The sequence below is a fragment of the Myxococcus sp. SDU36 genome, assembly GCF_030168875.1.
Lineage (GTDB): Bacteria > Myxococcota > Myxococcia > Myxococcales > Myxococcaceae > Myxococcus > Myxococcus vastator.
The window spans coordinates 2,846,890-2,860,864 of sequence record NZ_CP077414.1 but is presented as its reverse complement, the minus strand read 5'-3'; the positions used below and the strand labels follow the sequence as shown (position 1 = coordinate 2,860,864).

The window sequence follows — 13,975 nt, the reverse complement described above, 5'->3', positions numbered from 1 at the left end:
GCACCGGGGCCCCTCGACAATCCCACGGCCGCGCACGAGCGAGGTGCGGTCGATGGGACAGCGACTGGGTGTCAACGTGGACCATGTGGCGACGCTGCGTCAGGCGCGGCGCACCCCGTATCCGGATCCGGTGACGGCCGCGGCGCTGGCGGAGCTCGCCGGCGCGCAGCAAATCACCATCCACCTGCGCGAGGACCGGCGTCACATCCAGGACCGGGACTTGCGCATCCTCCGTGAGACGGTGCAGACGCTCCTGAACCTGGAGATGGCCGCCACCGCGGAGATGGTGAAGATCGCCTACGAGTACAAGCCGGACGTGGTGACGCTGGTGCCCGAGCGCCGCGAGGAGCTCACCACGGAGGGCGGCCTGGAGGTCGCCAATCAGCGCGAGCACATCGCGAAGATCATCAAGAACCTGAAGGACGGTGAGATCGCCGTCTCGCTCTTCATCGACCCGGACCTGGACCAGGTGCGGGCGGCGCACAAGGTGAACGCGGACCGCATCGAGCTGCACACCGGCCGCTACTGCGAGGCGCGCAACGAGAAGGAGCGGGCCCGGGAGCTGGCGCGCATCGTCGACGCGGCCAAGGCGGGCACCAAGCTGGGCATGGGCGTGGCCGCGGGCCACGGGCTCAACTATGACAACGTGCAGCCGATTGCGCGCATCGCTGAAATCGACGAGCTGAACATCGGGCACGCCATTGTCGGGCGCGCGGTGCTGGTGGGCTTCGAGCGCGCGGTGCGCGAGATGCTCGAGCTCATGCGCAACCCGGGGTAGGGCGCCATGGGAATCCGCGGCCTGGGCCTGGACATCTGCTCCATCTCCCGCATCCAGCGCATCCTGGACGGGCCTCGCGCGGAGCCCTTCCTGAACCGCGTCTACACCGAGGCGGAGCGGGCCCTGTGCGGCCGGCGCAGCGACGCCGCCAGTGCCTACGCCGCGCGCTTCGCCGCCAAGGAGGCCCTGGTGAAGGCGCTGGGCGCGCCGCCGGGCATCCGCTGGAAGGACATGGAGGTCCGGCGGCAGGGCGGAGCGCCTTATTTCGCACTGTCCGGCGTGGCCTTGCAGGTCATGGACGCGCGAGGGCTGGAGGCCTTCCTCGCGCTGACCCACGATGCGGACGTCGCCGCCGCCACGGTGGTGCTCCAGTCGAAAGGGGATTGAAGCCATGTTGCGCGTCCTCACCGCCGCCCAGATGCGTCAAGCCGAGCAGGCCGCAGAAGCCCGTCACGGCATGCCCTCCGCGTTGCTGATGGAGAACGCCGGGCGGGGGCTCGCGGACGTGGCGCGGGGGCTCATCGGTGCGGGTGGGCGCTACGTGGTGGTGTGCGGGCCGGGCAACAATGGCGGGGATGGGCTGGTGGCCGCGCGCTTCCTCCGGGAGGGCGGCGCCTGCGTGTCGGTGGTGAGGGTGGGTGACGCCGCGAAGCTGACGCCAGAGTCGCGCCGGAACCTGGATGCGCTGAAGGGCTTCGGTGTGACGCCGCGCACCCTGGAGACCGTGCAGGTGCCGGGGCGGGGTGACGTGGTGGTGGACGCGCTCTTTGGCACGGGCTTGAGCCGTGCGCCCGCGGGGGCCTTCGCGGACGCCGTGGCGGCGATTCGCGGCTGGCGGGCCGCGGGGGCCAAGGTGGTGGCGGCGGATGTGCCGTCCGGGCTCCAGAGTGACTCGGGGGAGCCCTTCTCTCCGTGTGTGGAGGCGGATGCCACCGTGGCCTTTGGTTTCCTCAAGCCGGGGCAGGTGCTGGAGCCGGGGGCCTCGCTGTGTGGCCGCGTGCAGCGGGTGGATATCGGCATGGGCGGCGAGTCCTCGAAGGAGGTCTCCGGTCCCGAGCTCTTCGTGGTGGAGGAGGCGGACGCGCGGCGCACGTTGCCGGCGCGGAAGGCGGACTCCCACAAGGGGACCTTTGGGCACGTCCTGGTGGTGGCGGGCAGCCGGGGGAAGACGGGCGCCGCGGCGCTGGTGGCGAAGGCGGCGCTGCGCTCCGGTGCGGGGCTTGTCACCGTGGCCGCGCGAGCGGACGCGCTGGACACCATCCAGGCGCACTCGGCCGAAATCATGGGCATCCCCCTGGAGGCTTCCGGGCCGCTGGGCCTGGGAGACTTGGACGCGCTGGTGGCGGCGGCGGACGGGAAGGATGCGCTCGTCATCGGGCCGGGGATTCCGCGGGGCCCGGAGACGGGGGCGCTGATTGGCGAGCTGCTGTCGCGCGTGGAGGTGCCCGCGGTGCTGGACGCGGACGCGCTCAACGCGGTGGCCTCGGACCTGTCAGTGCTGCGCCGCGCGAAGGGGCCGGTGGTGATGACGCCGCACCCGGGAGAGATGGCCCGGCTGACGGGCAAGCCCACGAAGGAGGTGCAGGCGCACCGGCTTGACGTGGCGCGGCGGTTCTCCGTGGGGCTGAAGGTGACGCTCGTGCTGAAGGGAGACCGGACGCTGACGAGCGACGCGGATGGACGCGTGTATCTCAACACCACGGGCAACCCGGGCATGGCGACGGGGGGCTCGGGGGACGTGTTGTCGGGGATTTGTGGCGCGTTCCTGGCTCAGTCGCTCCCGTTGCCGGCGGCCATCTGGACGGCGGTGTACGCGCACGGGCTCGCGGGAGACCTGGCGGCGGCGAAGCGCGGCCAGCTGGGGCTGGTGGCGGGGGACATCGTGGAGCAGGGGCTGTGCGAGGTGTGGCTACGGTGGGAACGATGAGCGCGGAAGCGTTGGCGGCGCGTGTGCGGACGGTACGGCTGGAGTCTCCCGAGGAGACGCACCGGCTGGGCGTCCGGCTGGGCGAGTTGCTGCAGCCCGGTGACTTCGTGGGGCTGATTGGCGACCTGGGCGCGGGAAAGACGCACCTGGTGCGCGGGGTGGCGGACGGGGCGAACGTGCCTCGCTCCGAGGTGGCGAGCCCCACGTTCGCGATTGTGTACCCGTATTCGGGCCGCATCCCGCTGTACCACGCGGACCTGTACCGGCTGACGGACTACGACGACCTGTACGCCACGGGCTTCCTGGACCTGGAAAGCACCGAGAGCGCGATGCTGGTGGAGTGGTTGGACAAGATTCCGCAGGCCGCGCCCCGCGACTACCTGCGCGTCACGCTGAAGCACGCGGGCGGCGAGGCACGTGAGCTGACGGCGGAGGCGTTTGGCGCACGGCCGGCGGCCTTGCTCGACGCGTGGATGGGCTGACGCGGAAGTCGAGGCCTCAGGCCACGCTGCGCGACGTGTCCGGCTTCGCGGCGGGGCCGAGGTCCAAACCCGCGAGCTCCGGCACGCGCCAGTGGTGGAACACGAGGTTCGCGTCCACGCCGATGACGTCCTCTTCGGCCACCGGCGCCCAGTACGGCCCGCCGCACAGGGACTCACTGGCCACGACGAGCTGCTCCAGCTTCGTCCCCGGTGCCGGCAGCGTCGACACGTCGTCGCGTGCCGGACCCGTGGACACGAACAGCGTCCGGTTGCGCCGAGACGCGACCATCAGCTCGCCGTCGGACACGAGGAAGTTCATCGCCGAGCGACCCTCCTGACCCGCGACATCCGTGATGGCGGCTACCAATGACATCGTCTCCGCCAGCGCACGCGCCACCGCCTCCACCGGAACCTGCCGGTCAATCGGATGCCGGGCCGCCAGGCGGGTGAGGAACAGGTAGAAGCACCGCTCGCTGTCCGTGGTGCCCTGGATGTTCGCCCGGAGGCTCGGGCAGATGAGCGCCTCCACGGCGGCCCGGTGCTGCGCGAACTCCTTCACCGTCCCGTTGTGCACGAACGCCCAGCGGCCATGCAGGAAGGGGTGGGCGTTGCGCAGCTCGACCGCGCCCACCGAGGCTAGGCGGACGTGCGCCACCACCGTGTGGGAAGACACCCGGCTGCTCACCCGCTCGAAGTCCGGGTCGCAGTGCGCGGGCCCCACACCGTGCGCCACCACGGGCGCGGGTTCGGCGCCGTACGCGGCGATTCCCCATCCGTCCTTGTGCTCGCGCGACTGGATGAGGAGCGAGTTCTTCTCCGTCACCAACGAAGGATGAACGGCGGCGGGAATCGCTGAACGGAATCCAAATAGTCGGCACATGGCTGGCAGCGAAAATCCTTAACGTCCGGCCTGTCGGATGTCGTCTCGTCTTTACCCAGTTGGCGCCGCCGTGTCTCTGCGACGCCGGTTCACGCGCAGCCTTCCATTGGCTGCCGGACAGCGATGCGTCCGGCCTTCACCACCACTCGCGCGTGCGCTACCCCTAGATGGTAGGGCAGATGGCGGTACGAAGCACAGCTGAAGACCACCAGGTCGCCCGCGTCACCCACGGCCAGCCTGCCGTGCTGTTGCAGTCCCAAGGACACCGCCGCGCCGCGCGTGGCTCCCCAATACGCCTCTGCCGCAGTAAGCCCGTTTTCCAGGCACGCAAGTCCCAGTGCGAGTGCCGTGTTTTCACTCATGGCGGAACCCGGGTTCACGTTGGTGCCCAACGCGACGTTGAGCCCCGCATCGCGGATGCGGCGTCCGGGTGCGTAGGGCCGCATGCGCAGGAACAGCGTGGAGGTAGGCACGAGCACCGCGGTGACATTCGCGTCCGCCAGCGCCTTGAGTCCCGCGTCCGTCACCTGCTCCAGGTGGTCCGCCGTGGCGGCCCCCAGCTCCGCGGCGAGCTCGGAGGCGCCACACGCGGTGAGCTGGTCCGCATGCAGCCGCGGAACCATTCCCAGTGCCCGCCCCGCGCTCAAGATGCGGCGCGCTTCGTCCACGGTGAAGGCGCTGTCTTCCACGAAGACGTCACAGAAGCGTGCCAGCCCCTCGCGTGCGACGGCGGGGAGAATCTCCTCGATGCACAGCCGCACGTAGTCCTCGCGCTTGCCGCGGTACTCCTCCGGCAAGGCGTGCGCGCACAGCAGCGTGGGCACCAGCTCCAGCGGCGTCAGCGCGCCGAGCCGCCGCACCGCGCGCAGCATCTTCAGCTCCGTCTCCAGGTTGAGCCCATAGCCGCTCTTCACCTCCGCCGTCGTCACGCCCTGCTCCAACAGGCGCTTCGTGCGGGGCAGGGCGAGCCGCACCAGCTCGTCCTCGCTCGCGGCCCGCGTGGCCCGCACCGTGCCGGCGATGCCTCCGCCCGCCTTGGCAAGCTCCAGGTAGGTGGCGCCCTGGTTGCGCAGGTCGAACTCCGCCGAGCGCTCACCGGCGAAGACGAGGTGTGTGTGCGGGTCCACGAAGCCGGGGCCCACGAAGCCACCCTGGGCGTCCACCACCTCGGTGCCGGGGCCCACCGCGCCGGGGGGGAGCTGCGCCTCGGGGCCCACGTAGGCGATGCGGCCTCCGCGCACACCCACCACGGCGCCCGGGCGCGGGGTGAGGGCGTCCTCCGCGCGCTCGCGGTGCGAGCCTTCCACCGTCAGCACTTCGGAGGTGTTTCGCACCAGCAGGTCCAACACGTCCATGGCTCAACGTCCTCCGCGTGCGCCCATAATGGGCACGTTCCAGCTCACACCCTTGCCGACCTTCGCGCGGCCAAACCCGCCCGACAGCTCGAAGTCATTCAGCGCGCCCCAACTGACGCGCGCCGCCACCACGCCGCCGTAATACAGCGCCTGCTCGTTGCGCCCATGCGAGGCCACCGTGTGCCACGACGCGAAGGGCACCAGGCCAATGGACACGTTCTTCTCCGGCTGCATCGTGAGCGCGCACGACACCTCCGCGCCGAAGATGCTGCCCGGCCCGCCGCGCGACGTGAGCAGGCCGAAGTCCGTGGCCCCTCGCAACGACAGCGCCGGAGCCAGCCCCAGCCGCTCCGAGCCCACGTAGTACGAGGCCCCGGCATACACGCCGTACCCCGGCAGCGGCACCGGCAGGAACATCTCGCCCTGAAGCCCCGTGTGCAGGTGCAGCCGTTCGGACAGCGGCAGCGTCAAGGCCGCGTCGAACGCCACGCCCCACTGCTGCGGGGAGAAGCTCGACTCGTTCCCACGGAACGTGTCTCCGGTCCCGACGCCGGGCTGCGTCCCCGCGATGGGCGCGCTCAGCCGGGGGCCGGAGCGCATCCCCAACTGCATGACGTTGCGGTCGGGAGCCCCGGGCCCCATCCGCATCACCATGGGGCCCATCGCCGTGGGGGCGCACCCCGCCAGTCCCACGACGGCGGCGCCCCCCAGTCCGACCCCTGCCGCGCACAAGCGCTTCACTGCGGCCTCCTGCTTCGGCTTCAGGTGGTGATGCCGGGAATCTTCACGCCGCGCGCTTTCGCCACGTCGATGGCCTCCGGGTAGCCCGCGTCCGCGTGGCGCAGCACGCCCATGCCGGGGTCGCTGGTGAGCACGCGCTCGATGCGGCGCGCGGCCTCCGGCGTCCCGTCCGCGACGATGACCTGCCCCGCGTGCAGCGAGTAGCCCATGCCCACGCCGCCGCCATGGTGGAAGGACACCCACGAGGCGCCGTTCACCGCGTTCACCAGCGCGTTGAGGATGGGCCAGTCCGCCACCGCGTCCGTGCCGTCCTTCATCGCCTCCGTCTCGCGGTTGGGCGACGCCACCGAGCCGCAGTCCAGGTGATCCCTGCCGATGACGATGGGCGCCTTCACCTCGCCCTTGCGCACCAGCTCGTTGAAGGCGAGGCCCGCCTTGGCGCGCTCGCCATACCCCAGCCAGCAGATGCGCGAGGGCAGGCCCTGGAACGCCACGCGCTCCTCCGCCATGTTCAGCCAGCGCTGCAGCGAGGCCTTCTGGGGGAACAGCTCGCGCACCACGCGGTCGGTGACGCGGATGTCCTCCGGGTCGCCAGAGAGCGCCACCCAGCGGAAGGGCCCCATGCCCTCGCAGAAGAGGGGACGGATGTAGGCGGGGACGAAGCCGGGGAACTCGAAGGCGTTCTCCATGCCGCCCAGCTCCGCCTGGCCGCGCAGGTTGTTGCCGTAGTCGAAGACGTGGCTGCCGGCCTTCTGGAAGTCGTTCATCGCCTGCACGTGCAGCATCATCGACTCGCGCGCGCGGCGGACGTACGTCTCCGGGTCGCGCTGGCGCAGCTCGGCGGCGGCCTCCAGCGACAGGTCCGTGGGGATGTAGCCGTTGAGCGGGTCATGGGCGCTCGTCTGGTCCGTGACGAGGTCCGGCTTGATGCCGCGGCGGTACAGCTCGCGGAACACCGACGCCGCGTTGCCGATGACGGCGATGGAGCGGCCCACGCGCTGCTCCTGGGCCTCCTTCACCAGCGCCAGCGCGTCGTCCAGGTCCTTGGCGACGACGTCCAGGTAGCGCGTCTCCACCCGGCGGCGGGCGCGGGTGGGGTCGATCTCCACGCCGAGGAACACGGCGTTGTTCATGGTGGCGGCCAGCGGCTGCGCGCCCCCCATGCCACCCAGCCCGCCGGAGAGGATGAGGCGGCCCGCCAGGTCGTCGGTGCCGAAGTGGAAGCGGCCGGCGGCGGCGAACGTCTCGTAGGTGCCCTGGAGGATGCCCTGCGTGCCGATGTAGATCCACGAGCCCGCGGTCATCTGGCCGTACATCATCAGGCCCTTCTTCTCCAGCTCGTGGAAGTGCTCCCAGTTGGCCCAGCGGCCCACGAGGTTGGAGTTGGCGATGAGCACGCGCGGCGCGTCCGGGTGCGTGCGGAAGATGCCCACGGGCTTGCCGGACTGGACGAGCAGCGTCTCGTCGTCGCCCAGGTTCTGGAGGCTCGACACGATGCGGTCGAAGGAGGGCCAGTCGCGAGCGGCCTTGCCGGTGCCGCCGTAGACGACGAGGTCCTCGGGGCGCTCGGCGACGTCCGGGTCGAGGTTGTTCATCAACATCCGGAGCGCGGCCTCCTGGACCCAGCCCTTGCAGGACAGGGTGGAGCCATGGGGGGCGCGGATGACGCGGGACATGAACGGACTCCTAGGGTGTGGCGGACGGAAAGGCCCGGCACACTACCTGAACCGGCGTGCTTCCGGGCCACCGCGATGTCCGCGTCGCGCCGCGTCGCGTCCGCCCCTTCACGAATGCAGCGTGTCGTCGTCGGAGGCGTCCATGCCCGGGACCTGGACGGGCCTCCGAGACGCGGGCCGGTCCACGACGCCGTCCTCGCGGTCGATGCGAATGTCGTTGAGGACCTCCTTCACCCCCAGCACGTCCCGGGCGAGCGCCTCCGTCGCGCGCCGTTCGTCCTGGCTGCGCACCACGCCGGCCAGCAGCACCACGCCGTCCCGCACGCGGATGTCCACGTCCACGGCGTCCACCCAGCTCTGCATCAGCCGGTCGCAGAGGTCCGACAGGATTCGCTCGCTGGAGCGCCGGTAGCCTCGCGGCGCGCGTCCCCGAGGCGGCGCCCTCACACCGCCTTCGGGCCGGTGGCGTCCACCCGAGAAGCCACCTTGCCCCAGGTCGTGGTCGTCCGGCCGTGACGGGCTGGTGCCGTATCCATCCCACGGTGGCGCCATGTTCTCCACACCGGGGCCGTGGCCCGCGGGCTGCGTGCCTCCGTAGCGGACATCCGTTTCGGCCATGCGTCCGGCGGCGCGCCAGGGCCGGCTCCGGTCCATGCCGCCCGCATCCTGGCGGCGGCGCTCGTGGGCGTCGTCGGCGCCCCGGTGGCCATGGTGGTGGCGCCCGTCGTGCCCCCGGCGCTCTGGCGGCTCAGGGCGGCCCCGGCGACCCGTCCCTGTCCCCACGTCCTCCAGGACGCCCAGGTAGGGGGGCTCCAGGCGCCAGTCCTCCTCGACTTCGCGGAACGTGCCGCTCGGGCTGTAGCCGGGCCGTCTGGCGATGCGCTCCGGGTCGAACTGCCGGGCGCGGCGATCCAACTCCCGGCCCTGGTCCAGGGCGCGCGCGGCCCGTCCGAAGGCCACGTCTTGTTGGAAGTCGCGTGGGTCCCGCTCGAAGTCGGGCCCGCGCTCGTAGCCGTGCTCGTCCCATTCCGGGGCGCGGGCCCAGGTGCCCCTCGGGTGGGGGCGTTCGTCCTCCCAGCTCCTCGAGGGCCGCTGCTCCCGCGCCGTGTCTCCCCATCGCCGGTCGTCATCGCGCCTGCCGTTCATCTGGATGGCCTCCTCGCGTCGTGCGTTCGCCCAGGGCGTGTCTCCTGACGTTCTGGACCGCGAACGTTCCTGGCAACGCAGGCAGGCCCCGTCAGGGGCTCGGCCGGGCATGGGGTCCCCGGAGTGGCCGCCGCATGCTGGGGGAGGCGCCAGGCGTTCCATGAGCATTCCCGCGCGGCCGGAGCGCGGTAGAGTCCACAGCCGCGACCGGCCAGCCAGCCGGCCGCGCGATGCCTGGAGGGCGTGCCATGGACGACGGGAGCCGGAACGCACAGGGGCCAGGCGCGCAAGCGTCGTCCGCGCGCACGAAGGCAACGCCCCGCGCCCAGCCTCCCGAGGAGGCCCGTGGCCCTTCCGTGGGGCCCGTCGAGACGGTGGCGGGCGGCATCCCCGCGATCATCTCCGGCCTGCGGCACGTCTACAGTGAGGTGGACGTGGTGCGCGGGACGAAGCTGCTGCTCAAGGTGAACCAGAAGGCGGGCTTCGACTGCCCTGGCTGTGCGTGGCCGGACCCGGGACACCGCTCCATGGCGGAGTTCTGTGAGAACGGCGCCAAGGCGGTGGCGGAAGAGGCCATGTCCGCGCGGGTGACGCCGGAGTTCTTCCGTCAGTGGAGCGTGGCGGACCTCTCCCTCCAGACGGACCATTGGCTGGGCAAGCAGGGCCGGCTGACACACCCGATGGTGCTCCGCGAGGGCGCCACCCACTACGAGCCCCTGTCCTGGGACGCAGCCTTCGCGCTGGTGGCCGAGGAGCTCAACGCGCTCGACACACCCGACGCCGCGAGCTTCTACACCTCCGGGCGCACCAGCAACGAGGCGGCGTTCCTCTACCAACTCTTCGTCCGGCAGTTCGGCACCAACAACCTGCCGGACTGCTCGAACATGTGCCACGAGTCGAGCGGCTCCGCGCTCAACGAGACGGTGGGCATTGGCAAGGGCACCGTCACGCTGGAGGACTTCGACCAGGCGGAGGCCATCTTCGTCATCGGACAGAACCCGGGGACGAACCATCCGCGGATGCTGTCGTCGCTCGAGGCCGCCGCGCGCCGGGGCTGCCAGATTGTCAGCGTCAACCCGCTGCCGGAGACGGGGCTCAACCGCTTCAAGCACCCGCAGGACGTGCTGCACCTCATCGGGCCGGGGACGGCGCTCAACTCCCTGTTCGTTCAGGTCCGCATCAACGGCGACGCCGCGCTGCTGCAGGGCATGGCCAAGGCGCTGTTCGAGCTGGAGGACGCGAACCCCGGCTCGGTGGTGGCCAAGGGCTTCATCGACGACAAGACGCTGGGCTTCGAGGCCTACGCGGCCCACATGCGCGCGGTGAAGTGGGAGGACGTGGAGGAGGGCAGCGGGGTGCCGCGCGCGCAGGTCCTCGCGGCGGCGGAAATCCTCGCGCGCTCCGAGCGCACCATCTTCTGCTGGGCCATGGGCCTGACGCAGCACCGCAACGGCGTGGCGTGCATCCAGGAGATCGTCAACCTGACGCTGCTGCGCGGCGGTATCGGCAAGCCGGGCGCGGGCCTGTGCCCGGTGCGCGGTCACAGCAACGTGCAGGGCGACCGCACCATGGGCATCTGGGAGAAGCCGCCCGAGGCCCTGTTGACGGCGCTGTCGCGAGAGTTCGGCTTCGAGCCGCCGCGCCGCCACGGCATGGACGTGGTGGACACGCTGCTCGCCATGCACGACGGCCGGGTGAAGGTGTTCTTCGCGCTCGGTGGCAACTTCCTCGCCGCCACGCCGGACACGGAGTTCACCGCCGAGGCCCTCCGCCGCACGCGCCTCACCGTCCAGGTGTCCACCAAGCTCAACCGCTCGCACCTGGTCCACGGACGGCGGGCGCTCATCCTGCCGTGCCTGGGCCGCACCGAGCGCGACGTGCAGGCCGGCGGGGCCCAGTTCGTCACCGTGGAGAACTCCATGGGCGTGGTGTCGTCTTCGCGGGGCGCGGTGCCGCCCGCGTCGGAGCACCTGCTCAGCGAACCCGCCATCGTCGCCCGGCTGGCGACGGCGGTGTTGGGGGCGCGCTCGCGCGTGCCCTGGCTGGCGCTGGTGGAGGACTACGACCGCATCCGTGAGCAGATTGCGCGCGTCATCCCCGGCTTCGACGACTTCAACCGCCGCGTGCGGGAGCCGGGCGGCTTCGCGCTGCCCAACGGTCCGCGCGAGGGACGCTTCACCACGAAGAGCGGCAAGGCGCACTTCACGGTGCACGCGCTGCGGCCCATCGCCCTGGAGCCGGGACAGCTCCTGATGATGACGATTCGCACGCATGACCAGTTCAACACCACGGTGTACGGGTTGGACGACCGCTACCGCGGCATCCGAAATGGCCGCCGGGTGGTGTTGCTGCATCCCGCCGACATGAAGGCGCAGGGGCTGGCCGCGGACCAGCTCGTCGACCTGCGGAGCCACTTCGAGGGTGAGACTCGACTGGCGAGCGGCTTCCGCGTGGTGCCGTACAACATCCCGCGCGGGTGCGCGGCCACCTACTTTCCCGAGGCCAACGTCCTCGTCCCCGTGAACAGCTTCGCGGAGAAGAGCCGCACGCCCACGTCCAAGTCGGTGGTCATCAGCATCACCCCGGCCGGAGAAGCGCGGGCCCTGCCCGCTGGCGCGGTGGCATGAGGCGCGTGAGAGAGCATGCAACCCGTCAGTGAAGCCGGGTGGCCGGAGTCGCTCCGGGCCCTCTATGAGGCGGTGACGGGGACGCCCGCGGCGGAGGCCATGGCCGCGTCCACCCAGTGGCGCGAGTCCTTCGCGAGCTGGGTGAAAGGCGCCTCGCTGGATGAGCGCACCCTGGCGCAGGCCGCGGCCTGGAGCCGGTTGGACGAGGGCGAGCGGACCCTCGGCGAGCTGTTGTTCCTGCTCTCCTCGTGCAGTGAGTTGCTGTGGCCCTACGCCGCGCCGCCCCGGGGCCTGCTGCCGCGCTTGATGGCGCGGCAGGAGACGATGCTGGCGGCGTTGCGGGAGGTGGGGGACGCGGACACGGCCGCGCGGGTGCGGCGTGAGACGGAGGCCACCGTCACCACGGTGCTGACGCGCATCCTGAAGCGGCACCCGGACGCGCTCCAGTCCCTGGTGGGCGACGCGCCGTGTACCTTCGACGGCCGGGCCCTGCGCTTCCACGGCGCGGTGGAGGTGGACCTGCGTCAGGTGCTGGGCACCGGCGCGAAGTCCGTCGCGCTGCTGGAGCAGTTGCGCGCGCTGATGCCCGCGACGGCGGCGGACGGGCGCGACCGGCTGGCGGAGTTCATCCGGACGCGGGCCGCGCGGCTGCCGTGGCGGGAGGCGTCGGAGGTGCTGGCCGAGCGGCTCTTCTCGCTGGCGACGTCGCCGGGGGGCCGCGGCGGCATGAGCGGCTTCCTGGCGTGCTACCCCGGGGGACGCAAGGAGCCGGACTGGTGCGCCCGGGCGGGGATGCTGCTGTCGCGCACGCTGGAGGTCGGCGGTCCTCCCGAAGTGGTGGAGAACCTGTGTGAGCTGCTGTCGCGCTTCGATGCGCCACCGGTGGACGGCTTGCGCGGGGCGCTGGGCGCGCTGGTGAACGGCGACTTCGAGGCGTCGGCGGACCTGGGCCCCGTGCGCTTCGTGCTCGACCACTGCCAGGCCACGCTGCGCAAGGGCGAGCCGGGGCTGGTGCTCACGCTGCTGTGGCTGGAGGAGCGGTTGTTCCGCGCCTCCGTGCGCAAGGGCGCGCCGGATGCTTTCGAGCGCCGCAAGCGCGCGCTGTCGAAGCTCAAGCAAGGGTCGCCGGGCTTCGAGCAGCTCCACTGGCTGGCGGAGGAGTGCGCCGAGCTGTGGCCTCGCTTCATGCCTGGCGCCGTGCGGCCCGGGCTGGACGAGCTGGCGGCGTGGCGTCAGGAGGTCGCCGACCGCGTGGGACGCAAGCCCGTGCTGCGCAAGGCGGCCATCGAGTTCTTCCTCTGGTGCGCGCCGGATGCCGCGTCGTCCGAGGCGGAGCTCACGGTGCTGGCGCTGGTCCGCACCGCGACCGACCGGCGTCAGGTGAAGCGGCTGAAGGAGCACCCGTCGTCGCGCGTTCGCCTCCGCGTCCGGACGCTCCAGTCCTGGTTCCAGGGCCCGCCGGCGAAGGGCAAGCCGGGCGCTCCCGTGGAGCCTTCGCGGGGCTCGGGCCCCGCGACGTTGACGGAGGCGCTGCGGCACCTGCATGTGACTCGCGCGGTGCCGCTCGGCGGGCGGACCTGGCTGCGTGACCGGGACCTGGAGGAGCTGCTGCTGGGCGCCTTGGGCCGCGTGGAGGCGGCGTTCTCCTCGCGCTATCCGGAGCGCTTCCGCGAGGACACCGAGGCGCTGGCGGCGGAGCTGCTCAACGCGCTGAGCGCCGAGCTGGCGCGGGTGAAGGCGGACGTGGCCGCGCTGATGGCCCAGGGGCAGCCCTCGCCGTTCGAGCTGTCGATGACGGTCCGGCGCCGTGAGCCAGCGCCCGAGCCCGTGCCTGTGCCGGTGGACGGCGAGGCGGCTCCGGACGCGGTCCCTCAGCCTTTGGCCACCGCGCGACCTGGCGTGGAGGTGGCGTTCGTCCTCGACGTGGCGGTGGGCGACTTCCTGCGCACGCGGCGCGTGGTGTCCGTGCAGGTGGTGAAGCTCGAACAGCGCGGAGAAGGCCAGTGGCTGCCCGCCTTCCGGTTGGGCCGTGAGCACCTGGACGCGCAGTTGCTGCGGACCGATGCCGCGTTCTGCCTGTTCCTGACGCCTCCGTTTCCTCGGGCCGAGTGCTGGGTGGTGCCGTCGCGCACGGTGCGCGCGCTGATGGAGTCGCAGCGCTCGCTGTCGGGCGTGCCGCGAGACGGGGTGCAGCGCGTGGCGCGCTCGCTGTCCCACTGGCTGCTGGGCGACCTCGTCGGCCTGTGGACGGGAGACGAACGGCCGGCGTCGCTTGCCCGGCTGTCCAGCGCGGAGGACGGGCCGGACTTTGTCGTTGAATGGGGCCTCCGGTAGGTCAAGTGGCCACACGGCCCTCAGGCGCG

General features: G+C 71.6%; 11 protein-coding genes. 6 read left to right on the top strand and 5 right to left on the bottom strand.

Features of this window, described 5'->3' with window-relative positions; all coding sequences use genetic code 11:
• Positions 1–52 precede the first annotated feature (52 nt).
• Genes KGD87_RS11060 through tsaE form a run of 4 tightly spaced genes read left to right on the top strand, consistent with a single transcriptional unit; the run spans position 53 to position 3,187 of the window.
• A complete protein-coding gene (locus tag KGD87_RS11060; RefSeq protein ID WP_284667422.1) occupies positions 53–778 on the top strand; it encodes a pyridoxine 5'-phosphate synthase in 726 nt (241 codons plus the stop codon).
• A 6-nt stretch (positions 779–784) separates the two neighbouring features.
• On the top strand, positions 785–1,165 hold the full coding sequence (gene acpS, locus KGD87_RS11055) for a holo-ACP synthase (protein WP_284667421.1): 381 nt from the start codon (positions 785–787) through the stop codon (positions 1,163–1,165).
• A 4-nt stretch (positions 1,166–1,169) separates the two neighbouring features.
• Entirely contained in the window at positions 1,170–2,705 is a 1,536-nt protein-coding gene (locus KGD87_RS11050) for an NAD(P)H-hydrate dehydratase (RefSeq protein ID WP_284667420.1), read from the top strand.
• Positions 2,702–3,187, top strand: coding sequence for a tRNA (adenosine(37)-N6)-threonylcarbamoyltransferase complex ATPase subunit type 1 TsaE (gene tsaE / locus KGD87_RS11045; protein ID WP_163786187.1), 486 nt, complete (start codon positions 2,702–2,704; stop codon positions 3,185–3,187). Before KGD87_RS11050 ends, tsaE begins: the two co-directional genes overlap by 4 nt.
• A 16-nt stretch (positions 3,188–3,203) precedes the next feature.
• Here tsaE and KGD87_RS11040 read toward each other — a convergent pair whose 3' ends face one another.
• From KGD87_RS11040 to KGD87_RS11020, 5 genes are all read right to left on the bottom strand, one after another.
• Entirely contained in the window at positions 3,204–4,067 is an 864-nt protein-coding gene (locus tag KGD87_RS11040) for a class II glutamine amidotransferase (RefSeq protein ID WP_284667419.1), read from the bottom strand.
• Between the two features lie 89 nt (positions 4,068–4,156).
• Positions 4,157–5,422 carry an imidazolonepropionase gene (hutI, locus tag KGD87_RS11035; RefSeq protein WP_284667418.1) on the bottom strand — a complete coding sequence of 422 codons (1,266 nt, stop codon included), beginning with the start codon at positions 5,420–5,422 and terminating at the stop codon, positions 4,157–4,159.
• 3 nt (positions 5,423–5,425) lie between these two features.
• Positions 5,426–6,163: a hypothetical protein gene (locus KGD87_RS11030; RefSeq protein WP_284667417.1), complete on the bottom strand. Its 738-nt coding sequence runs from the start codon at positions 6,161–6,163 to the stop codon at positions 5,426–5,428.
• 20 nt (positions 6,164–6,183) lie between these two features.
• Positions 6,184–7,839, bottom strand: coding sequence for a urocanate hydratase (hutU, locus tag KGD87_RS11025; protein WP_284667416.1), 1,656 nt, complete (start codon positions 7,837–7,839; stop codon positions 6,184–6,186).
• Positions 7,840–7,947: 108 nt separating this feature from the next.
• Entirely contained in the window at positions 7,948–8,985 is a 1,038-nt protein-coding gene (locus KGD87_RS11020; RefSeq protein WP_284667415.1) for a BON domain-containing protein, read from the bottom strand.
• 248 nt (positions 8,986–9,233) lie between these two features.
• On the opposite strand from KGD87_RS11020, the gene KGD87_RS11015 reads away from it, so the two are divergent.
• Both KGD87_RS11015 and KGD87_RS11010 read left to right on the top strand, forming a co-directional pair.
• On the top strand, positions 9,234–11,612 hold the full coding sequence (locus KGD87_RS11015; RefSeq protein ID WP_350102015.1) for an FdhF/YdeP family oxidoreductase: 2,379 nt from the start codon (positions 9,234–9,236) through the stop codon (positions 11,610–11,612).
• Between the two features lie 15 nt (positions 11,613–11,627).
• Entirely contained in the window at positions 11,628–13,946 is a 2,319-nt protein-coding gene (locus KGD87_RS11010; RefSeq protein WP_284667413.1) for a hypothetical protein, read from the top strand.
• The last annotated feature ends 29 nt before the right edge of the window (positions 13,947–13,975 follow it).